This window comes from Streptomyces sp. NBC_00647 (assembly GCF_045207245.1).
GTDB lineage: Bacteria > Actinomycetota > Actinomycetes > Streptomycetales > Streptomycetaceae > Streptomyces.
In genome coordinates this window covers 2,312,375-2,334,405 of sequence record NZ_CP109040.1, presented here as the reverse complement: position 1 = coordinate 2,334,405, position 22,031 = coordinate 2,312,375, and the positions used below count along the sequence as shown (strand labels likewise).

The 22,031-nt window shown below is 72.3% G+C and carries 18 protein-coding genes; 15 read left to right on the top strand and 3 right to left on the bottom strand.

Going from position 1 to position 22,031, the window contains the following annotated elements; genetic code table 11:
• Positions 1-115 precede the first annotated feature (115 nt).
• Positions 116-2,272 (top strand): primosomal protein N', encoded by a 2,157-nt coding sequence (locus OG788_RS10250; RefSeq protein ID WP_356757693.1) that lies wholly within the window; start codon positions 116-118, stop codon positions 2,270-2,272.
• A gap of 74 nt (positions 2,273-2,346) precedes the next feature.
• Here the strand turns inward: OG788_RS10250 and OG788_RS10245 are convergent, their stop codons facing one another.
• Positions 2,347-2,889: a hypothetical protein gene (locus OG788_RS10245; protein ID WP_351539193.1), complete on the bottom strand. Its 543-nt coding sequence runs from the start codon at positions 2,887-2,889 to the stop codon at positions 2,347-2,349.
• 361 nt (positions 2,890-3,250) lie between these two features.
• Between OG788_RS10245 and fmt the strand changes: the two genes are divergently transcribed.
• Together fmt and OG788_RS10235 are read left to right on the top strand one after the other, a co-directional pair.
• Entirely contained in the window at positions 3,251-4,183 is a 933-nt protein-coding gene (gene fmt / locus OG788_RS10240; protein ID WP_351539196.1) for a methionyl-tRNA formyltransferase, read from the top strand.
• A 63-nt stretch (positions 4,184-4,246) separates the two neighbouring features.
• A complete protein-coding gene (locus OG788_RS10235) occupies positions 4,247-5,680 on the top strand; it encodes an RsmB/NOP family class I SAM-dependent RNA methyltransferase (protein WP_406370297.1) in 1,434 nt (477 codons plus the stop codon).
• Between the two features lie 57 nt (positions 5,681-5,737).
• Here the strand turns inward: OG788_RS10235 and OG788_RS10230 are convergent, their stop codons facing one another.
• Positions 5,738-7,999, bottom strand: coding sequence for an MMPL family transporter (locus tag OG788_RS10230; protein ID WP_406370295.1), 2,262 nt, complete (start codon positions 7,997-7,999; stop codon positions 5,738-5,740).
• A 134-nt stretch (positions 8,000-8,133) separates the two neighbouring features.
• Here OG788_RS10230 and rpe point away from each other — a divergent pair, with 134 nt between their 5' ends.
• The 7 genes from rpe to OG788_RS10195 all read left to right on the top strand — a co-directional run bounded on the left by rpe (position 8,134) and on the right by OG788_RS10195 (position 14,718).
• Positions 8,134-8,820: a ribulose-phosphate 3-epimerase gene (rpe, locus tag OG788_RS10225; RefSeq protein WP_351539205.1), complete on the top strand. Its 687-nt coding sequence runs from the start codon at positions 8,134-8,136 to the stop codon at positions 8,818-8,820.
• Between the two features lie 112 nt (positions 8,821-8,932).
• Positions 8,933-9,943: a sugar-binding transcriptional regulator gene (locus OG788_RS10220; RefSeq protein ID WP_266765587.1), complete on the top strand. Its 1,011-nt coding sequence runs from the start codon at positions 8,933-8,935 to the stop codon at positions 9,941-9,943.
• A 50-nt stretch (positions 9,944-9,993) separates the two neighbouring features.
• Positions 9,994-10,440, top strand: a complete 447-nt coding sequence (locus OG788_RS10215) for a ribonuclease domain-containing protein (RefSeq protein ID WP_406370293.1) — start codon at positions 9,994-9,996, stop codon at positions 10,438-10,440.
• On the top strand, positions 10,437-10,814 hold the full coding sequence (locus tag OG788_RS10210) for a barstar family protein (RefSeq protein ID WP_406370291.1): 378 nt from the start codon (positions 10,437-10,439) through the stop codon (positions 10,812-10,814). Before OG788_RS10215 ends, OG788_RS10210 begins: the two co-directional genes overlap by 4 nt.
• Before the next feature lie 107 nt (positions 10,815-10,921).
• Complete coding sequence (locus OG788_RS10205) at positions 10,922-12,364, top strand: GuaB1 family IMP dehydrogenase-related protein (protein WP_406376718.1); 1,443 nt, start codon at positions 10,922-10,924, stop codon at positions 12,362-12,364.
• Positions 12,365-12,753: 389 nt separating this feature from the next.
• Positions 12,754-14,235, top strand: coding sequence for an amino acid permease (locus OG788_RS10200; protein WP_406370289.1), 1,482 nt, complete (start codon positions 12,754-12,756; stop codon positions 14,233-14,235).
• 30 nt (positions 14,236-14,265) lie between these two features.
• Positions 14,266-14,718, top strand: coding sequence for an Lrp/AsnC family transcriptional regulator (locus OG788_RS10195; RefSeq protein ID WP_015661832.1), 453 nt, complete (start codon positions 14,266-14,268; stop codon positions 14,716-14,718).
• A 207-nt stretch (positions 14,719-14,925) separates the two neighbouring features.
• Here the strand turns inward: OG788_RS10195 and OG788_RS10190 are convergent, their stop codons facing one another.
• On the bottom strand, positions 14,926-15,666 hold the full coding sequence (locus OG788_RS10190) for a GntR family transcriptional regulator (protein WP_351539217.1): 741 nt from the start codon (positions 15,664-15,666) through the stop codon (positions 14,926-14,928).
• A 211-nt stretch (positions 15,667-15,877) separates the two neighbouring features.
• Between OG788_RS10190 and OG788_RS10185 the strand changes: the two genes are divergently transcribed.
• From OG788_RS10185 to OG788_RS10165, 5 genes are all read left to right on the top strand, one after another.
• Positions 15,878-17,035, top strand: a complete 1,158-nt coding sequence (locus tag OG788_RS10185; RefSeq protein ID WP_406370287.1) for an ABC transporter substrate-binding protein — start codon at positions 15,878-15,880, stop codon at positions 17,033-17,035.
• Positions 17,032-17,940 carry an ABC transporter permease gene (locus tag OG788_RS10180; protein ID WP_406370285.1) on the top strand — a complete coding sequence of 303 codons (909 nt, stop codon included), beginning with the start codon at positions 17,032-17,034 and terminating at the stop codon, positions 17,938-17,940. Before OG788_RS10185 ends, OG788_RS10180 begins: the two co-directional genes overlap by 4 nt.
• On the top strand, positions 17,928-18,752 hold the full coding sequence (locus OG788_RS10175; RefSeq protein WP_406370283.1) for an ABC transporter permease: 825 nt from the start codon (positions 17,928-17,930) through the stop codon (positions 18,750-18,752). The genes OG788_RS10180 and OG788_RS10175 overlap by 13 nt, the downstream gene beginning before the upstream one ends.
• Complete coding sequence (locus OG788_RS10170) at positions 18,749-19,810, top strand: ABC transporter ATP-binding protein (RefSeq protein ID WP_406370282.1); 1,062 nt, start codon at positions 18,749-18,751, stop codon at positions 19,808-19,810. Before OG788_RS10175 ends, OG788_RS10170 begins: the two co-directional genes overlap by 4 nt.
• A 573-nt stretch (positions 19,811-20,383) precedes the next feature.
• A complete protein-coding gene (locus tag OG788_RS10165) occupies positions 20,384-21,910 on the top strand; it encodes an HAD-IA family hydrolase (RefSeq protein ID WP_406370280.1) in 1,527 nt (508 codons plus the stop codon).
• Positions 21,911-22,031 lie beyond the last annotated feature (121 nt).

The following is a 22,031-nucleotide window of genomic DNA, read 5'->3' as shown; positions in this document are numbered from 1 at the left end:
GGACCGGCATGGCCGAGCGGCCCATGGCAGAAGCGCCCGCAGGGCGTTCACGATCCGCGGCCGGCCTGATCTCGGGCGCGCGGCGCTGTCAGTGCGGTCTGGTAGGAATACTGCTGTGAGCAGCGCGAACGGGCGACCCGCGGACGGTGCGGACGGTGCGGACGGTGCGCCGCCCGAGCAGCTTGCGCTGATCCGGGAGGCCGTGCGCCAGGCCAAGGCGCCGAAGGCGAAGCCGCGGACCTGGCGGGGGGCCGCGCTCGCCAAGGAGCTGCCCGTCGCGCGGGTGCTCGTCGACAAAGGCGTGCTCCACCTCGACCGCTACTTCGACTACGCCGTGCCCGAGGACCTCGACGAGGCCGCGCAGCCGGGCGTACGCGTGCGGGTGCGATTCGGCGCCGGGGGACGCACCGTGCGCGAGGGGCGACGCGAGGGCGGCGGTCTGATCGACGGCTACCTCGTCGAGCGGGTCGCCGAGTCCGACTACTCCGGGCCGCTGGCCGCCCTCGCGCAGGTCGTCTCGCCCGAGCCCGTCCTCGGGCCCGAACTGCTGGGACTCGCCCGCGCTGTCGCCGACCGGTACGCGGGATCGCTCGCCGACGTGCTGCAACTGGCCGTTCCGCCCCGGCACGCCCGCGCCGAGGCACGGGAGTCGCCGGCGCCCCCGCCTCCTCCCGCCGCACCCGACCCCGGGACCTGGCGGAGGTACGGGAGAGGGGCGGACTTCCTCGCCTCGCTGGCCTCCGGCGGGGCCCCGCGCGCCGTGTGGACCGCGCTGCCCGGTCCCGAGTGGGCCGAGGAGATCGCCCGGGCCGTGCAGGCGACGCTCGCCTCCGGGCGCGGCGCGCTCGTCGTCGTACCGGCCGGACGGCCCGCCGCCCGAGTGGACAGTGCGCTCAAGGCCCTGTTGGGGGAGGGGCAGCACGCCGTGCTGACCGCCGACGCCGGACCGGAGCGGCGCTACCGGGAGTGGCTGGCGGTACGGCGCGGGGCCGTGCGGGCCGTCGTCGGCACGCGGGCCGCCATGTTCGCGCCCGTACGGAATCTGGGACTTGTCGTCGTCTGGGACGACGGGGACGCCGGGCACAGCGATGACAACGCTCCCTTCCCGCATGTCCGGGAAGTGCTGGAGCTGCGCGCGTCACGCGACAAGTGCGGCTTCCTGCTGGGGAGTTGGACGTGCACGGTGGAGGCGGCACAGCTGGTCGAGAGCGGCTGGGCACTGCCGCTGGCCGCGGACCGGGAGCGGGTGCGCGGCGCGGCGCCGCTGGTGCGGACCGTGGGGGACGGAGATCTCGCGCGCGACGAGGCAGCCCGTGCCGCTCGGCTTCCCACGCTCGCCTGGCAGATCGTCAGGGAGGGGCTGCGGCAGGGGCCTGTCCTGGTCCAGGTGCCCCGGCGGGGATATGTGCCCAGGATGGCGTGCGCGCAGTGCCGGACGCCCGCGCGGTGCCGGCACTGCGCGGGGCCCTTGGAGGCGCAGGACGCCCAGGCACTGCACTGTGCGTGGTGCGGGCGGGACGAGAGTGCCTGGCACTGCCAGGAGTGCGGAGGCTTCCGGCTGCGGGCCCAGGTCGTCGGTGCCCGCCGGACCGCCGAGGAACTGGGGCGGGCGTTCCCTGCCGTACCGGTGCGCACATCTGGGCGGGAGCAGGTGCTGGACACGGTGTCCGAGGCGCCCGCGCTGGTGGTGAGCACCCCGGGCGCCGAACCTGTCGCCGAGGGCGGATACGCGGCCGCCTTGCTGCTCGACGGCTGGGCGATGCTCGGACGGCCCGATCTGCGGGCCGGCGAGGACGCGCTGCGCCGGTGGATAGGGGCCGCCGCGCTGGTCCGTCCGCAGGGGGAGGGCGGCACGGTCGTGGTCGTGGCCGAACCCACCCTGCGGCCCGTGCAGGCGCTCGTACGGTGGGATCCCGTCGGGCACGCGGTGCGGGAGCTCGCCGAGCGGGCCGAGCTGGGCTTTCCGCCCGTCTCCCGGATGGCGGCGGTGTCCGGGACGCCGGAGGCGCTCGCCGGGTTCCTCGCCGCCGCCGAACTGCCGCGCGACGCCGAGGTGCTGGGGCCCGTACCGCTGCCGGTCACCGAGGCCGGCCGGCCCCGGCGGGCCGGCGGGCCGCCTCCTGGTGAGGCCGGGGAACGGGTGCTCATCCGGGTGCCCCCGGGCAGCGGCGCCGCGCTGGCGACCGCTCTGAAGAGCGCGCAGGCGGCGCGCATGGCACGTGGGGGGAGCGAGCCCGTACGGATCCGGATCGATCCGCTCGACATCGGGTGAGCTGCCGACGTGGACATAGGACTGCCTCCCGGGGGCCTTGGCGCCGGGAGGCAGTTGTCGTCAGGAGGGACGGGTCAGCCGTTGCGTGGGCCCGGGAAGGCCGTGGGCCGCACCTCGTCGCGCAGCGTGGGGCTGCCGGCCGTCGGCTGGGTCGGCATGGAGCGGGCGGCGGGGACGGTCGGCACTGCGGGGAGAACGGTGTCGACGGCGACCGTGCGGGTGCTCGCCGTCTCCGTGGCGCGCTCCGCCTCCGCGGCGGCCTGGGCGGTCGCGCGGCGGGCGCCGTAACGACGGTGCACCGCCTGCTTGGTGACCCCGAGGGCCGAGCCCACCGCGTCCCACGAGAATCCGAGTGAGCGGTCGAAGTCCACGGCGGCCGTGACCAGGGTCTCGACGCTGTCCCGCAGCTCCTGGGCGAGACGGACGGTCGGGGCGGGAGCGCGTCCGTAGACGACGAAGCCCGTGGAGGGTCCGGAGCGGCGCGGACGGTAGACGTTGCCCAACTGGGCGGTCAGCGTGCGCAGTGCGTCCACCTGTCGGCGGACCCGCTCGATGTCCCGCACCAGCAAGTGCAGGCTGGCCCGAGCCTGGGCGTCGTGGGTTGCGTGGTCGGCCATGAACAAGCCTCTCGAACAGGCGTTGAAAAGGATCGGGCCGCGAATTTGCAGCCCGCTGTGGTCAACTCTTTCTTGACCAACGCGTGGACGGGTGAGTGGTCACGCTGCGGGGGCGCAAGGGCATATGCACGGGGCGCGTCCCAGGATGTACGCCCCCCGGCGTATGGTGCGCGCGCCCCACGTGCCGTGCCGGTGACCGGGCCGCACCACCCGTACCTGCCGCAGGACATGGCACCCCGGAAGAACCCCCGAGCCCCGGGGCCCGGCGCGGCATAGACTGGTGCGCTGCCCCGCGCTTCGCCTCCACCGGCACGCGCGCGGGGGATGGAAGAGCTCCCGCCCGAGAGGCCAACCGCCACCCATGAAGCTCGTCTTCGCAGGTACCCCCGAGGTCGCCGTTCCCGCCCTGGACGCCCTGATCGCCTCCGGGCGGCACGAGGTGGCCGCTGTCGTGACCCGGCCGGACGCCCCCGCCGGGCGGGGACGGCGGCTCGTCGCGAGTCCGGTCGCCGAGCGCGCGGAAGAGGCCGGGATCGAGGTGCTCAAGCCCGTGAAGCCCCGGGACGAGGAGTTCCTGGCCCGGCTGCGGGAGATCGGCCCGGACTGCTGTCCCGTCGTCGCGTACGGGGCCCTGCTGCCCCGGGTCGCCCTCGACATCCCCGCCCAGGGCTGGGTCAACCTGCACTTCTCGCTGCTGCCCGCCTGGCGTGGCGCCGCCCCCGTACAGCACGCGATCATGGCCGGCGACGAGATCACCGGCGCCTCCACCTTCCTGATCGAGGAGGGCCTCGACTCCGGGCCGGTGTACGGGACCGTCACCGAGGAGATCCGGCCCACCGACACCAGCGGGGACCTGCTGACGCGGCTCGCCTTCGCCGGGTCGGGACTGCTCGCCGCGACGATGGACGGGATCGAGGACGGCACGCTCAAGGCCGTCCCGCAGCCCGCCGACGGCATCAGCACCGCGCCGAAGATCACCGTGGAGAGCGCCCACGTCGACTGGGCCGCCCCGGCGCTGCGCGTCGACCGCGTGGTGCGCGGGTGCACGCCCGCGCCCGGCTCCTGGACCGTCTTCCGCGACGAGCGCCTCAAACTCATCCAGGTCGCGATGGTGCCCGACCGCACGGATCTCGCCCCGGGCGAGCTGTCGGTCGCCAAGAACAATGTGTACGTGGGCACCGGGTCCTTCGCCGTGGAACTGCTCTGGGTGCAGGCCCAGGGCAAGAAGCCGATGCGCGCGGCGGACTGGGCCCGCGGGGTGCGGATCGCGTCCGGGGAGCGGCTCGGAGTCTGACGCCGGACCTGCGGCGTACGCTGATAAGCGCATCTTTTTTCCTGGATCCGGAGCACCTTTTTCGTGAGTGAGCAGCCCCGTCGGCCGCAGAAGCCCGGCAAGCCCTACCGCCGCCCCCAGAAGGACCCGGTCCGCATGCTCGCCTTCGAGGCGCTGCGGGCCGTGGACGAGCGGGACGCCTACGCGAACCTCGTCCTGCCGCCCCTGCTGCGCAAGGCGAGGGAGAAGAGCGACTTCGACGCACGGGACGCCGCGCTCGCCACCGAGCTGGTGTACGGCACGCTGCGCCGGCAGGGAACGTACGACGCCGTGATCTCCGCCTGTGTCGACCGGCCGCTGCGCGAGGTCGACCCGCCGGTCCTCGACGTGCTCAGCCTCGGGGTCCACCAGCTGCTCGGCACGCGCATCCCGACGCACGCCGCCGTCTCCGCCTCCGTCGAGCTGGCCCGGGTGGTGCTCGGCGACGGGCGGGCCAAGTTCGTGAACGCCGTGCTGCGCAAGGTCGCGCGGCAGGACCTCGACGCCTGGCTGGAACAGGTCGCGCCACCCTACGACGAGGACCCCGAGGACCACCTCTCGGTCGTGCACTCGCACCCGCGCTGGGTCGTCTCCGCGCTGTGGGACTCGCTGGGCGGTGGCCGGGCCGGCATCGAGGACCTGCTGGAGGCCGACAACGAACGGCCCGAGGTGACTCTCGTCGCCCGGCCGGGACGCTCCACCTCCGAAGAACTCCTCGACGCCCTGGACGAGGACTCGGCGCTTCCCGGGCGCTGGTCGCCGTACGCCGTGCGGCTCACCGAGGGCGGCGAGCCGGGCGCCATCGACGCCGTACGGGAGGGCCGTGCGGGCGTCCAGGACGAGGGCAGTCAGCTGGTCGCGCTCGCCCTGGCCAACGCGCCGATCGACGGGCCCGACCGGGCCTGGCTGGACGGCTGCGCCGGACCCGGCGGCAAGGCCGCGATGCTGGCCGGCCTCGCCGCCCAGCGGGGCGCGACACTGCTCGCCTCCGAGAAGCTGCCGCACCGGGCCGGGCTCGTCGCCAAGGCGCTCGCCGGGAACCCCGGCCCCTACCAGGTCATCGCCGCCGACGGCACCCGCCCGCCGTGGCGGCCCGGCACCTTCGACCGGGTGCTCATGGACGTGCCCTGCACGGGCCTGGGCGCGCTGCGCCGCCGTCCCGAGGCGCGCTGGCGGCGTCGCCCCGAGGACCTCGACGGCTTCGGCCCGCTCCAGCGGGGGCTGCTGCGCACGGCGCTCGACTCGGTGCGGGTCGGCGGCGTCGTCGGGTACGCGACCTGTTCGCCGCACCTCGCCGAGACCCGCGCGGTCGTCGACGACGTCCTGAAGCACTTCGAGGGCGGCTCCGCCGAACTGCTCGACGCCCGTCCGCTGCTGCCCGGCGTCCCGGCTCTGGGGGACGGCCCAGACGTACAGCTGTGGCCGCATCTGCACGGGACGGACGCGATGTATCTGGCGCTCATCCGCAGGACCGGCTGACCGCTCCGCCCTGTCGGGCCGGACGGCGAGTCCGTCGGACCTCCGGCTGAGAACCGGTCAGCCGGGCGGCGGGGACGGTTTCGCCGGTCCTCCGGTCTCGGTGGAAGCCTCGGGTTCCTCGGACGTCCCTGGCTCGCCCGGCGCTCCGGGGGCTCCGGGCCCGCCGGGCGTTCCGGACGCCTCCGGTCGCCCCGCGTCGGCGGGTCGCGCCGTGCCGTCCTCGCGTGCGAGCCGGTTCGGCCACCACACCTTCGGGCCCACGTCGAGGAAGAGCGAGGTGACCAGCACCGAGCGCACCACGAAGGTGTCCAGGAGCACGCCGAGAGCGACCGCGAAGCCGATCTCCGCGAAGCCCACGATCGGCAGGGTGCCGAGTGCCGCGAACGTGCCCGCGAGGACGAGACCGGCCGAGGTGATCACCGCCCCGGTGGTGGCGAGACCTGTCACCACACCGGCGCGGGTGCCGTGGCGGCCCGCCTCCTCGCGGATGCGGGTGGTCAGGAAGATGTTGTAGTCGATACCCAGGGCCACCAGGAACACGAAGACGAACAGCGGGAAGGCCACGTCCTCGCCCGCGTAGTCGAAGACGTGCCGGAAGGCCAGCGCGCTCACGCCGAGGGCGGTGGCCAGCGACAGCACCACGGTCCCGATCAGCAGGAGCGGAGCGACCAGAGCGCGCAGCAGGACGCTCAGGACCAGCAGGACCACCAGCAGGACGAGCGGGATGACCAGATAGTTGTCATGCGTCTGGGCGTCCTCCATGTCCAGCAGGGCCGCCGTGCCGCCGCCCACCTTCGCGTCGGCGTCGGGTACCGCGTGCACCGCGTCGCGCACCCGGTCGACGGTCGCCTTCGCCGCCTCGCTGTCGGCCGGGGCGCGCATGGTCGCCTCGAACAGCACCCGGCCGTCGCGCTCGGGCGCGGTGCCCGGTGGCACACCGATGCTCGTCGGGACCACGCCCGGATCCGCCGCGACGGCACGGCCGACCTGCTCGGCCTGGGCGGTGTCGGAGACGATCACCAGGGGATCGCCGGCGCCCGCGGGGAAGTAGCGCGCCGACACCTCCTGGCCGACGATCGAGTCCGGTTTCCCGGTGAACGCGTCGGCGTTGGAGATACCCGCGGCCCGCAGCTGGATCAGGCCGAGGGACAGCACCGCCAGCGCCAGTGCCGTGGCGACCCAGGTCGTCCGGGGGCGGCGGGCGATCCGGTGGCCCATACGCGCCCAGACGCCGCTCCTGGTCGGATCGGGCGAGCCGAGGTGCGGAACGGAGGGCCAGAAGATCCAGCGCCCGAAGACCAGCAGCAGGGCCGGGAAGAGCGTGAGCATCGCGAGCAGGCCGACTCCCACGCCGATCGCGGCGACCGGCCCGAGGCCCCGCGTCGAGTTCATCTCGGCGACCAGCAGGACCAGCATGCTCAGCACGACCGTCGCGCCCGAGGCGAGGATCGCCGGACCCGCCCGGTTCATGGCGAGCTTCATCGCCTCGTGGCGGTCCTCGTGGCGGCGCAGCTCCTCGCGGTAGCGGGCGACAAGCAGCAGAGCGTAGTCGGTGCCCGCCCCGAACACGAGCACGGTGAGAATGCCCGCGCTCTGGCCGTTGACCGTCAGACCGGCGTGTTTCGCCAGCAGGTAGATCAGCGCCTGGGCCGTGAACAGGGCGACGACCACGCCGAGCAGCGGGACGAACAGCAGGATCGGGCTGCGGAAGGTGATCAGCAGCATCACGATGACGACGGCCATCGCGGCGAAGAGCAGCGTCGAGTCGATGCCCTCGAAGGCCTTGGAGGAGTCGGCGGCGGTACCGCCGGGCCCGGTGATGTGCACGGACAGGCCGTCGTCGCCCCTGCCCACCTGGTCACGGATGGAGTCGACGGCGGGGGCGATCCGCTGCCAGCCCGACGCGTCCATCGTGATGGGGATGTAGATCTGTGCCGCGCGCGGATCCGGCTGCCGGTCGAAGACCGGCCCACGGGTCTCCGCGCCGCGGATGCCGTGCTCCCGCAGCGTCTTCACCTGCTGGACGTCCTCGGCGATCTGCCGTCGGTCCTGCGCGGTCAGGCCGTCCGCGCGCGTGTAGACGACCACCGCGGGAATCTGCTCGGGCCGGAACTCGTTCGAGATGTCCAGGACTTGGGTGGATTCGGCCGAGCCCGGCAGCCAGGACTGCGCGTCGTTGTCCTGGGCGTCGCTGAGCTTCATGCCGAGGGGCGCCACGAAGACGAGCACCAGCAGCCACAGGGCCAGGACCAGCCACTTGGACCGCCGTCCGCACACCACCCCGATGGTCGCCCGCTTCCAGGCGTCGAGCCGCTTCATGCCCACCCCCGGGGTCGGACGCAGAGCCGCTGGGCCGCCCAGCATGGCATGCCGGACCGTCGTACGACATCCGCGGAACAACCCAGGTCCGGACCGAGGAGAGCAACCGGCCCGGGGCATGGCAGTCTTGGGGCATGGCCGTGCAGATCAACCCCAGCATCCTGTCCGCCGACTTCGCCCGTCTTGCCGAGGAGGCACAGGCGGTGCGGGGCGCGGACTGGCTCCATGTCGACGTCATGGACAACCATTTCGTACCGAACCTCACCCTCGGGGTGCCGGTCGTAGAGTCTTTGGCCCGTGCGACGGACACACCGCTGGACTGCCATCTGATGATCGAGGACGCCGATCGGTGGGCGCCCCAGTACGTGGAAGCGGGTGCCGGCTCCGTCACCTTCCACGTGGAGGCGGCTGCCGCGCCCGTCCGGCTGGCCCGGGAGATCCGGGCCAAGGGCGCCCGCGCCTCCATGGCGCTCAAGCCCGCGACCCCCATCGAGCCGTACGAGGACCTGCTGCCCGAGCTCGACATGCTGCTGATCATGACGGTCGAACCCGGATTCGGGGGTCAGGCCTTTCTTGACATCATGCTCCCGAAGATCCGCCGCACGCGCGAGTTGATCAGCAAGCACGGACTGGAACTGTGGCTCCAGGTCGACGGCGGTGTCTCGGCGTCGACCATCGAGCGGTGTGCGGAGGCGGGTGCCGACGTCTTCGTCGCCGGTTCGGCGGTCTACGGGGCGGCGGACCCGGCCCAGGCGGTACGTGCATTGCGCACCCAGGCTCAGGAGGCGACGGCCCATGCATCGTGGGCGTGCGACCACTGAGCCAAGGGAACGTGAACGCCGCCCATCAGGGCGAACCGAGTACGCCGGATCTGCAAGGATGAACGGCGAATCCAGAGTGTGAACAGAAGTGAAGGAGATCGCCGTGTCGGGTATGTCGGCGGGCCGGTCAGCCATGCGGATGGGACCCGCTGAGCTGGTGCAGGCGGCGGCCATGGCCCGCCGCTTCTACCTCGAGGGCAAATCCAAGATCCAGATCGCCGAGGAGTTCGGCGTCAGCCGCTTCAAGGTGGCCCGGGTCCTGGAGACCGCTCTCGAACGGGATCTCGTGAGGATCGAGATCCGCGTCCCCGCCGAGCTGGACGCGGAGCGCTCGGACGCGCTGCGCGCCCGCTACGGCCTGCGGCATGCCGTGGTCGTCGAGTCCCCGGCCGATGCCGAGGAGTCGCCCGACCCGGAGAACCTCGGTGAGGTGGCCGCCGACCTGCTCGGCGAACTCGTCAACGAGGGTGATGTGCTCGGACTCGCCTGGGGCCGTTCCACGATCCACATGGCGGCGGCCCTGGACCGGCTCCCGCCGTGCACCGTGGTGCAGCTGACGGGCGTGTACGACGCCGGGACCGCCGAGCGCGGCTCCGTCGAGGCAGTCCGGCGCGCCGCGCAGGTGTCGGGCGGCGACGCCCACCCCATCTACGCGCCGATGCTGCTGCCCGACGCGGCCACCGCGGCGGCGCTGCGCAACCAGACGGGGATCGCCCGCGCCTTCGAGTACTTCGACAAGGTCACGGTCGCCTGCGTCTCCATCGGCTCCTGGGAGCCGGGCATCTCCACGGTGCACGACATGCTCAGCGACGAGGAGCGCTCGCACTACGCGTCCCTCGGTGTCGCCGCCGAGATGTCCGCGCACCTCTTCGACGCCGAGGGCCGGCGGGTCGGGCGTGACCTCGGCGAACGCTGCATCACGGTCGAGGCCGACCGGCTGCGCCGTATCCCCGAGGTCGTCGCGATCGCGGGCGGGCAGCGCAAGGCGGCCGCCATCGACGCGGTCCTGCGGTCCGGGCTGGTCACCAGCCTGGTGACCGACACCTCGGCCGCGGACAGCCTGATGACGGCGGGCCCGCCCCCGCGTCCGGCGCTGAACCGGGCGGACCCGGACGGCCCCTGAGGGTTTTCCACCGCGCGCCGCGAGGGGACGGCCGTGGCAGCATCGACGTCATGCTGCCGCGGCCGTCCCCTCGCGCGTACGCGGGCCGGCTGTTCGCCGGCCTGCTGGTCTGTCTGACAGTCCTGATGGCGGGCTGCTCGTCGACAGGGACGGCCGTGCCGGAGGACTCCGCGGCCACGGCCGCGAGCCCCGCCACGGCGAGCCCGTCCTGGGCCGGCGGCCTGCCGGCCGTCGCCGCGGCCGCGCTCCCCGCACAAGCCCGGGAGACCCTCGCCCTCATCGACCGGGGCGGCCCCTACCCGTACGCCAAGGACGGCACCGTCTTCGGCAACCTCGAGCGTGAGCTGCCGAGGCACGCCAGGGGGTACTACCACGAGTACACGGTCCGGACTCCGGGCGAGAGCGACCGCGGGGCGCGGCGCATCGTCACCGGGCGCGGCGGGGAGATCTACTACACCGACGATCACTACGACTCGTTCAAGGCGGTGCTGAGATGACCCACGGTCCTCTCTCGGAGGTGTGCCGCTCCGCCGGGTGGCAGGTCACCGAGCTCGACCTCACCGGGGTTCTCGACAAGGCCGGCTTCATGGCGCGCTGTGTCCGCGCCCTCGACCTGCCGGAGTGGTTCGGGCGCAACTGGGACGCGCTGGCCGACGTCCTGGGTGATCCCGACTGGGGACCGGCCAGTCCGGGCAGGCTCCTGGTGGTGACCGGCTGGCGCCCCTACGCGAGGGCGCGTCCCGGCGAGTGGGAGACGGCTCAGGAGGTCCTGGAGTCGGCCTCCGGCCACTACCAGCAGTTCGACGCCACGCTCTGGGTCGTCCTCGTCCTTGGAGGATCCGACCAATTGCCCCCTGACCAGCCTGGATGATCTGTCCGGGGACCGCGTACCGGTTGCCATGGGACAATGAAGTACGTGCTCTTCCCCCTGGCTGACCTGTCCGGGGGCCACCTCTGATCGACTGGGATGTGCAGCACGTGCGTTTCCTCAACGACATCCAGCCCCCGTACGACCTGACGTACGACGACGTCTTCATGGTGCCCAGCCGTTCCGCGGTCGGCTCGCGTCAGGGCGTGGACCTCAGCTCTCCGGACGGGACGGGCACCACCATCCCGCTCGTCGTCGCCAACATGACGGCGATCGCGGGCCGCCGGATGGCCGAGACCGTCGCCCGCCGCGGTGGCCTTGTCGTCATTCCGCAGGACATCCCGATCGAGGTCATCACCGAGGTCGTCTCCTGGGTCAAGGGACGCCATCTGGTGCTCGACACCCCGATCGTCCTCGCGCCCCACCAGACCGTCGCCGACGCGCTGGCCCTGCTGCCCAAGCGCGCCCACAACGCCGGCGTCGTCGTGGACGAGAACGACCGTCCCGTCGGTGTGGTCACCGACGCCGACCTGACCGGCGTGGACCGCTTCACCCAGCTGTCCGAGGTCATGTCGAAGGACCTGCTGCTCCTCGACGCCGACATCGAACCCCGCGAGGCGTTCAACACGCTCGACGGCGCCAACCGCCGCTACGCCCCCGCCGTGGACGCGGACGGCAAGCTGGCCGGCATCCTCACCCGCAAGGGCGCCCTGCGCGCCACGCTGTACACCCCGGCCACCGACGCCGACGGCAGGCTGCGCATCGCCGCCGCCGTCGGCATCAACGGCGATGTGGCGGGCAAGGCCAAGCAGCTTCTCGACGCGGGCGTCGACACGCTCGTCATCGACACGGCGCACGGCCATCAGGAGTCGATGATCAGCGCCGTCAGGACGGTGCGCGCGCTCGACCCGCAGGTGCCGATCGTCGCGGGCAACATCGTCGCCGCCGAGGGCGTCAAGGACCTGATCGACGCGGGCGCCGACATCATCAAGGTCGGCGTCGGCCCCGGCGCCATGTGCACCACCCGCATGATGACCGGCGTCGGCCGGCCGCAGTTCTCGGCCGTCACGGAGTGCGCGGCCGAGGCCAAGAAGTACGGCAAGCACGTGTGGGCCGACGGCGGTGTCCGCCACCCCCGTGACGTCGCGATGGCGCTGGCCGCCGGTGCGTCCAACGTCATGATCGGCTCCTGGTTCGCCGGCACGTACGAGTCCCCGGGCGACCTCCAGCAGGACGCCAACGGACGCCTGTACAAGGAGTCGTTCGGCATGGCCTCGGCGCGAGCCGTCAAGAACCGCACCAGCGAGGAGTCGGCGTACGACCGGGCCCGCAAGGCGCTGTTCGAGGAGGGCATCTCCACCTCGCGCATGTTCCTCGACCCGACCCGTCCGGGCGTGGAGGACCTGATCGACTCGATCATCGCGGGCGTCCGTTCCTCCTGCACCTACGCGGGCGCCAACTCCCTGGACGAGTTCGCCCGGAACGCGATCGTCGGCATCCAGAGCGCGGCAGGCTACGCCGAGGGCAAGCCCCTGCACGCCAGCTGGAGCTGACCCGCCCCTGTGCCTCCCTGCGGCCCCTGTTCCCCTCGTCGGGAGCGGGGGCCGTACGCGTGTCCCGAGGGCGTGGCGGGGTGGACGGGCGCCCCCGCGAAGGGAACTGACGCCGTGTCGGACCGGTGCTCGCAGGGCTGTTCCAGCAGCGAAAAGACGCCTCGCGCAACCATCGAAAGGCCCCACGCAACGAACATGCGCCGGGATGCGATGAACGCAACGATCTTGCGGAGATGCGCAAGGTTGCTGCATTACGCCCGTGAAGCCCGGACTCATAGGGTCAAGCGCTGTACACAGGCGTGGCGGGGACCCCGCTCGGTGGGTCCCTCCTGTCAGGGGTGCCGCCGGTCCCCGCCCTTTTCGACCGGCAGCGATGAAGGAGCCAGCGCGTGCTCGACCAAGGCGCACCCCCGCAGTCCCCACCCACGTCCGCCCCACCGTCCCCGGGTGTCGGCGCGCGTCTCATGCGCCGCAAGCCCGTGGAACGCCTGGTCGCGGAGGGCGGTCAGGGCGAGGGAGGCTCCCTGCGGCGCTCCCTCGGCCTGTGGCAGCTCACCATGATCAGCATCGGTGCCACGCTCGGCACCGGCATCTTCGTGGTCCTCGGCGAGGCCGTCCCCAAGGCCGGGCCCGCGGTCACCCTGTCCTTCGTGATCGCCGGCCTCACGGCGCTCTTCTCCGCCCTCTCCTACGCCGAGCTGGCCGGCACCATCCCGGTCGCCGGATCCTCGTACTCGTACGCGTACGCAACGATGGGCGAGCTCATCGCCTGGATCTGCGGCTGGTGCCTGGTCCTGGAGTACGGCGTCTCGGTCGCGGCCGTCGCGGTCGGCTGGGGCGAGTACCTGAACGAACTGCTCGACGGCACCATCGGCGTCACCATTCCGGACGCGTTGTCCGCGCCGCCCGGTGACGGAGGCATCTTCAACCTGCCGGCGCTCATCGTCGTGCTGCTCGCGATGGCGTTCCTGCTCGGCGGAGCGAGGGAGTCGGCGCGCGCCAACACCATCATGGTGGCTGTGAAGATCGCCGCGCTGGTGCTGTTCTGCGCGATCGGCGTCCAGGGCTTCCGCTCCGGCAACTACGAGCACTTCATGCCGCTCGGCATGGCGGGCGTCAGCGCCGCCGGCGCCACCCTGTTCTTCTCCTACATCGGCTTCGACGCCGCCTCCACCGCCGGTGAGGAGGCCAAGGACCCGCAGCGCGACCTGCCGCGCGCGATCATGCTCTCGCTGGTGATCGTGACCGCCCTGTACGTCCTCGTCGCCGCCGTCGCCGTCGGCGCGAGGCCCTGGCGGGGGTTCAACGACTCGGAGGCCGCGCTCTCCGGGATCATGAAGGACGTCACCGGGCAGACCTTCTGGGGCACGCTGCTGGCGGCCTGTGCGGTCATCGCCATCGCGAGTGTCGTGCTGACCGTGCTCTACGGCCAGACCCGCATCCTGTTCGCGATGGGCCGGGACGGCCTGGTGCCCAAGGTGTTCGCCCGGGTCCACCCGAAGACCGGCACGCCCCGCGCCAACACCGTGATCGTGTCCCTGTTCTGCGGTGTCCTCGCCGCCGCGATCCCGCTCGGCCAGCTCGCCGACGCCACCAGCATCGGCACGCTCTTCGCCTTCGCGCTGGTCAATGTCGCCGTCGTCGTACTGCGCCGGACGCGCCCGGCCATGCGCCGTACTTTCCGGGTTCCGCTCGCGCCGGTGCTGCCCGCGATCGGCTTCCTGCTGTGCGTGTGGATGATGGCCAGTCTCTCCACCGTCACCTGGGTCGTCTTCGGCGTCTGGATGGCCGTCGGGCTCGTGTTCTACTTCAGTTACGGCTACCGCAGGTCCCGGATGGCGACCGCGGAACCCGTCGCCGAGCAACCGTAGAACCCCTCGCAGAAAAGTGAACCACCCGCAGTGCTGAACGATCTCGACGAACGCATCGTGCACGCCCTCGCCGAGGACGCCCGTCGCTCCTACGCGGACATCGGGCAACTGGTCGGCCTGTCCGCGCCCGCCGTGAAGCGACGGGTCGACCGGCTGCGGGCCACCGGGGCCATCACCGGGTTCACCGTACGGGTGGACCCGGCGGCGCTCGGCTGGGAGACCGAGGGCTTCGTCGAGATCTACTGCCGGCGGAACACCTCGCCGGAGACCATCCAGCGCGGTCTCGAGCGCTATCAGGAAGTCGTGGCCGCCTCCACCGTCACCGGGGAGGCGGACGCGGTGGTGCAGGTCTTCGCCTCGGACATGCGGCACTTCGAGCGGGTCCTCGAGCGGATCGCGGGGGAGCCGTTCGTGGAGCGGACGAAGTCCGTGCTGGTGCTTTCGCCGCTGTTGCGGAGGTTTTCCTCGGGGTCGCCGACATAGTCGGTGCCCCCATGAACGCTGGTGCGCCCCGGGGGGTGGGGGTCCTGCCTCTTGGCGGCTGCGGGCCTGTTGTGGCTGGGCGCGCAGTTCCCCGCGCCCCTGGCGGGCCCTCCAGAGCCCGGCGTTCTGAGGGGCCCGCCGCTCGGAGGGAGCCGGCGCTCTGCGGGAGGCGGCGCTCAGCGGGCGGCCGGTGGGCGGAGGGAGTGACTACTCCGCCGTTTTTCTCGCCAGGGCGTTGTTGTCCATCGAGTTGTGCACGCTGAAGCTCACGGCGTCCGAGCGGTAGCGGTCGTCGGACCATTCCACCGGGCGCCCCTCGCGTGTGGTGGTGACGCGGCGGACGCGCAGCAAGGGGCTGGTGCGGCGGACTCCGAGAAGGTCGGCGTCCTGCGCGCCCGCCGCGACGGCGTCGATGACGTGCTCGCCGTAGGCGAAGACCACGCCGGTGTCCTCGTAGAGCCGCTGGGTCACGGAGGGGCACTCGGGCTCGATCGCCGCCACGGCGGGGGAGATCCAGTCCGCGTACACGGTGCGCTCCAGCAGGACCGGTTCCCCGTCCAGACCGCGGACCCGCAGCACGTGCAACACGGGTGTCCTCTCCCGTAGTTGGAGACGGACGGCGTCCTCGGCCGTCGCCGGGCGGAACTCCTGCGCCACCACGTGTCCCGTCGCCTCGCGCCCCATCGCCCGCGCCCACTGGGCGAAGCTGCGCAGTTCGGCGAAACTCTGGCTGCGGCGGCCCGCGAGAACCACGCGGCGGGCGCCCTGGCGTGAACCGATGAGACCCTCGGCGGTCAGGGCCGCGACCGCTTGACGGACCGTGCCGCGCGAGACGCCGTAGTGGGCCGCGAGGTCGGTCTCCGCCGGCAGCAGACTGCCCACGGTGTACTCCTCGCGGTCGATCGCCCTCCGCAGCTCCTCGGCGATCTCCTCGTGTCGCGCCGCCATTCTTCCCCTCTGAGTCGACCACTGTGCACAGGCTGATCAGCCTAATCGACATCGGACGGTGATCCGCGGCAGCCGGGATTGTGCAGGGAACAAGGGGTCACGGTTTCGCCAAAGTTTACGAACAAGACACCATCGGCGGGCCTACTGGGGCCAACTTGTTCAGACAAGTTCTCCGTCCCACCCCACCCTCGTGCGTCACCCTGGAGAAACCGTGACCGTGTTCCTGCCGAGGACCGCCCTCCTCACCGGCGGCCTCGCCGTCGCCGCAGCACTCGCCCTGAGCGCCTGTGGCGCCGCCCCCGACGACAAGGCGACCACCGCCGACGGCAAGAGCGCGGCCACCGCGACCTCCGCCGCGGACTTCGGCGGCCTCGACGCCCTCGTCAAGGCGGCCAAGAAGGAGGGCACGCTGCACGCGATCGCCCTTCCCCGCGACTGGGCCAACTACGGCGCCCTCATCGACGGCTTCACCAAGAAGTACGGCATCAAGATCGAGGTCGAGAGCCCCGACGGTTCCAGCCAGGACGAGATCAACGCCGTCACCTCGCGCAAGGGCCAGGACCGTGCCCCCGACGTCCTCGACCTCGGCAGCTCCTTCGCGCTGAGCGCGGCCCAGCAGGGGCTGCTCGCCCCGTACAAGGTGACCGCCTTCGGTGATCTCCCCGAGGGGCAGAAGGACGCCGCGGGCCGCTGGTTCAACGACTACGGCGGCTACATATCCATCGGCTGCGACGCCAAGCGGGTCAAGGAGTGCCCGAAGACCTTCAAGGACCTGCTCAAGCCGCGGTACAAGGGCCAGGTCGCGCTCAACGGCAACCCCACCAAGTCCGGTTCGGCCTTCGGCGGTGTGTACGCGGCCTCCCTGGCGAGCGGCGGTTCCTTCGACGACATCCAGCCCGGACTCGACTTCTTCGCCAAGCTGAAGAAGAACGGCAACTACACGCCGGTGGAGTCGACCCCGGCCACGGTCGAGAAGGGCGAGACGCCCATCAGCATCGACTGGGACTACCTGAACGCCGGGTACGCTGACGAGTTCAAGTCCAAGGGCGTCGACTGGAAGGTCGCCATCCCCTCCGACGGCCAGTACGCCATGTTCTACTCCCAGGCCATCAACAAGGACGCCCCGCACCCGGCGGCCGCCCGCCTGTGGCAGGAGTACCTCTACAGCGCCGAGGGCCAGAACCTCTGGCTGAAGGGGTACGCCCGTCCGGCTCTGATGACCGCGCTGGACAAGGCCGGCACGCTCGACAAGACGGCCGCCGCGAAGCTCCCCGCGGTCTCCGGCACCCCGAGCTTCCCGACCGAGGACCAGCAGAGCAAGGCGAAGACCGTGCTCGCCGACGGCTGGGGCAAGGCCGTCTCCGGATGACCACCGCTCTCACCGAGGCCCCGGCCGACGTGGCGCCCGCCGCTGCCGACCAGCAGCGGCGGCGCCGCCGCGCTCCCGACTGGCTCGCCGTCGTCCCGCTGCTCGCCTTCGTGGCGATCGCCTTCGGCATCCCCGCCCTCGCCATGCTCAACGGTGCCTTCACCGTCAAGGACCAGGCCACCGGGGCGAGTTCGTACACCACGGCCAACCTGACCGGCTCGTTCCGGGGTGCTTATCTGACCGCCCTGATCGGCAGCGTCAAACTGTCCGCCGTCTCCGCCGGCCTCGCGACCCTCCTCGGACTGCCGCTCGCCCAGGCCGTGGTGACCTCCCGCTTCCGCGCCCTGCGCGAGGCCGTGCTCACCGCGTCCGGGGTCCTCGCCAACTTCGGCGGCGTCCCGCTGGCCTTCGCCTTCGTCGCCACCCTCGGCAACTCGGGTGTACTGACGCGGCACTTGAGCCTCACCGACAAGGGCTGGAACCTCTACAGCTTCTGGGGCCTGGTCATCGTCTACCTGTACTTCCTGATCCCGCTCATGGTGCTCACCATCACACCCGCCCTCGACGGCCTGCGCTCCCAGTGGCGCGAGGCGGCGCAGAACAACGGCGCGACCTCCGTCCAGTACTGGCGGTATGTGGCGCTGCCCGTCCTCGCGCCCTCGCTGCTCGGTGGATTCGTGCTTCTCTTCGGCAGTGCCTTCGCCGCGTACGCCACCGCCGCCGCGATGGTGGGCAGCGCGGTCCCGCTGGTCACCCTGCAGATCGCCGACGCCATCTCCGGCAACGTGCTGGTCGGCCAGGAGAACGTGGCGCTCGCCCTCAGCCTCGACATGGTCCTCATCGCGGGCCTGGTCATGGCCGTCTACCTGCCCCTGCAACGACGGAGCGCGCGATGGCTCGCCTGAACCTGTGGCGCTGGGTGGTCCTCGCCCTCGCCGCGCTGTACTTCCTGGTGCCCATGGCCGCGTCCGTGATCTTCACGGTCGATGTGCCGGGGCAGGGCGTCACCTTCGACGCCTACAGCGAGATCGTGTCCAGTGACGGGTTCGTCTCCAGCCTGGTGCTCTCACTGGAACTCGCCGCCGCCACCATCGCCGTGGTGCTGCTCCTGATGGTGCCCGCCACGGTCGCCCTGCGGCTCGGCGCGCCCCGGCTGCGACCGGTCGTCGAGGTGGTGTGCTCACTGCCTCTGGTCGTCCCGCCGATCGCGTTCGTCGCCGGGATCGCCACCGTCCTGAAGTGGGGGCCCGAACATCTCTCGCGGACCCCGCTGTTCCAGACGTTCGTCGCGATCCAGGACCCGGGATTCCCGGTCGTGCTCGTCCTCGCGTACGTCGTGATGGCGCTGCCGTTCGTGTACCGGGCCCTGGACGCGGGACTGCGCGCCGTCGACGTGCGCACCCTCGTCGAAGCCGCCCGCAGCTGCGGCGCGAGCCCCGCGCGGGCGCTCGTGCACGCGGTGCTGCCCAATCTGCGCGGCGCGCTGCTCAACGCCTCCTTCCTCACCCTGGCCCTGGTGCTCGGCGAGTTCACGGTCGCGCGGCTGCTCGGCTACCAGCCGTTCGCCGTGTGGATCTACAACGTCGGCGGCTCGCAGGCCCAGATGTCCGTCGCCGTCTCCGTGCTCAGCCTGTTCGTCACCTGGGCACTGCTTCTCGCGCTCGCCGTCTTCGGCGGCCGCTCCCGTACCGCTTCCGCCTCCCGAGGACGACCATGACCCTCGCCACGCTCGAAAAGGCCGCCACCGTCGAATTCCGGGGACTCCGGCGGGAGTTCGGCCCGACCGTCGCCCTCGACGGACTGAACCTCACCGTCCGGCCCGGTGAACTCCTCGCCCTGCTCGGCCCCTCCGGCTGCGGCAAGACCACCGCGCTGCGCATGCTCGCCGGGTTCGAGCAGCCCGATTCCGGCGAGGTGCTGGTCGACGGCGAGGACATCACCCGGGTTCCGGCGCACCGCCGCGACGCCGGGATGGTCTTCCAGTCGTACAGCCTCTTCCCGCATCTCAGCGCCCTGGACAACGTGGCCTTCGGACTGCGGATGCGCAAGGTACGTACGGCCGAACGGCGTTCCCGTGCCGCCGAGTTGCTCGATCTCGTGGGCCTCGGGGACAAGAGCGAGCGGTTCCCGCACCAGCTCTCCGGCGGTCAGCAGCAGCGCGTCGCGCTGGCCCGCGCGCTGGCCCTGCGGCCCCGCGTCCTGCTGCTCGACGAGCCGCTCTCCGCGCTGGACGCCAAGGTGAGGCTCTCGCTGCGTGAGGAGATCCGCCGGCTCCAGCTGGAACTCGGCATCACCACCCTGTTCGTGACGCACGACCAGGAAGAGGCGCTGTCCATGGCGGACCGGGTCGCGGTGATGCGGGCCGGACAGCTCGAACAGTGCGCGTCGCCCGCCGAGTTGTACGGGCGTCCCGCCACCGCGTTCGTGGCCGAGTTCGTGGGCACGATGAGCCGGATTCCGGGGAGCCTCGACGGCGACACGGTCGAGGTGCTCGGCCGGCGGCTGCCGGTGGACGGGAACGTGCCCGCCGCGGGGGAGGTGGATGTGCTGGTCCGGCCCGAGGCGGTCCGGGTGAGCGCCGACGACGCGGGTGACGCGCGGGTCGTGGCCACCGCCTTCCTCGGCGCCGCCACCCGGGTCACCGTGCGGCTCGCGGACGGCACCGAGGTCAAGGCCGACCTGCCCACGCACGAGGCCGCGACCCTCGCGTCGGGTGCCGCGGTGACGGTCGCCCTGCCGGACCGTCCGGTCCTGGTCGCCGAGCGCACGACCTGAGCCACGCCCGGTCCCACCGGTCCGAGGCCGAGCGGTTCCGAACCGTCCGGCCCGCACGGTTCGGCCCGGTCCCACCGGTCCGAGCCCGCGCGGTCCCACCGGCCCGAGGCCGAGCGGTTCCGAACCGTCCGGCCCGCACGGTTCGGCCCGGTCTCACCGGCCCGAGCCCGCCCGGTCTCACCGGTCCGAGCCCGCCCGGTCTCACCGGTCCGAGCCCGCACGGTCCCACCGGTCCGAGCCCGCACGGCTCCGAACCGGTCCGAGCCCGAGCGGTTCCGAACCGGTCCCGCATCCGGTTTCGGACCGGTCCCGCAGCCGGTACCGAATCGGTCCCGCATCCGGTACCGAAGCAGGCCGGGAATCCGGCACCGCGTCGGCCGACGTACCCGGCAGGGCGTCGGGCCGCGCTTCCGGTGCCGCGCCGTGCCGTGCCGTGCGGGGCGGGGCCGGGACGGTCGCCGAAGGTCGCCCCCCGCCGAGCGAGGCGGAGGGGCCCCGCTCGGCCTCGGACACCGGCCGCCGGCCTCCCGTCCGAGCCCCCACCCGATTCCCACACCGAGGAAAGAGAACCCCGTGACCCACCGCACCACCTCCCGACTTCCCCTCCAGGCCGTCCTGTTCGACATGGACGGGACGCTCGTGGACACCGAGCGGCTGTGGTGGGAGGCGGTGGAGCAGGTGGCCGACGGGCTCGGGCGCGTGCTGACGGGGGCCGACCAGCCGCACGTGCTCGGACGGCCCGTCGAGCACACCGCGGGCTGGCTGGCCGGAGTCACCGGCGCGTCGGCGGAGGCGGTCGCCGCCGAGCTGCACCAGCAGTTCGCGGACCGTGTCCGCACGGGCATCGTGCCCCGCCCCGGAGCGACGGAACTGCTCGACGCGCTCGCCCGTGAGGGCGTGCCCACCGCGCTGGTGACCGCGTCGCCGCGCGCGGTCGCCGACACCGTCCTGGAGGCGCTCGGCGCCGAGCGCTTCGCCGTGTCCGTCACCGCCGACGACACCGAGCGCACCAAGCCCGCACCCGACCCCTACCTCGCGGCCTGCCGCGCTCTCGGCGTCGACCCCGCCGCCTGCGTCGCCGTCGAGGACACCCAGACCGGCGTCACCTCCGCCGAGTCGGCCGGCTGCGTCGTCCTCGCGGTGCCCTCGCTGGCCCCGATCGCCCCCGCGGCCGGCCGTACCGTGCTCGGCAGCCTGGAGGAGGTGTCCCCGGCCCGGCTGCGCGCGATGGTCGCCCCGGGTGAACTGCGGGTGATGAGCTGGAACCTCTGGTACGGCGGCACCAAGGTCGACGGGTACCGCGAGAAGCAGCTCGAGATCATCGCCCGGACGGGCGCGGACGTGGTCGGCCTCCAGGAGACGTACGGGAACGCGGCGGAGGAACTCGCCGAGGCTCTCGGCTGGCACCACCACCGGGCGGGCGACAACCTCGGCGTCATCAGCCGCTACCCGATCGTCGAGCGGCTGGGCGACCCGGACGTCGGTTTCTACGGGGGGACCGGTGTCCGGATCGGACTGGACGGCGGCCGGCTGGTCGACGTCTGGAGCGTCCACCTCGACTGCGCGCCGTACGGCCCGTACGAGGCACGCTTCGACGGACTTCCGGCGGCCGGACTGATCGCGCACGAGGACGGGCGGCTCGGCCGGATGAGGGAGATCCTGCGGCGGGTCGCCGACTCCGCCGACGGGTCCGTTCCGGTCGTCCTGGTCGGGGACTTCAACGCGCCCTCGCACCTGGACTGGCCGGACGTCGCCTGGCCGGTGACGAAGGCCGCCGAGGCCGCGGGCCTGCGCGACTCCTATCGCGAGGCCCGTCCCGACCCGCTGCGGGACCCCGGGCACACCTGGTCGCCCGTCCACACCGAGCACGAGGACGGCAGCGGCCGCCCGGAACCGCAGGACCGGATCGACTTCGTCCTGCACCGGGGCCTGACGGTCCTCGACTCCCGCACCCTCGTCAGCGGCACCCCGCGCGCCTGGCCCGACGTCGCGGACAACGACTGGCCCTCGGACCACGCGGCGGTCGTCACCGTCTTCGAGGTGCCTCGCGGAGACCGAAAGGGGCAGGCCGGGCCACCTGCCGTGGGCATTGAACGGTGAGTCAGTCCCGGCCATTGCGGTCCGGGTATGTCATCCACTAGTTTGAGCCGACTCGCTACCCGCGAGTAACACCGATGGGTTACCACACGTCACCCGGCCACCCGATTCGTCCTGTCGTCCT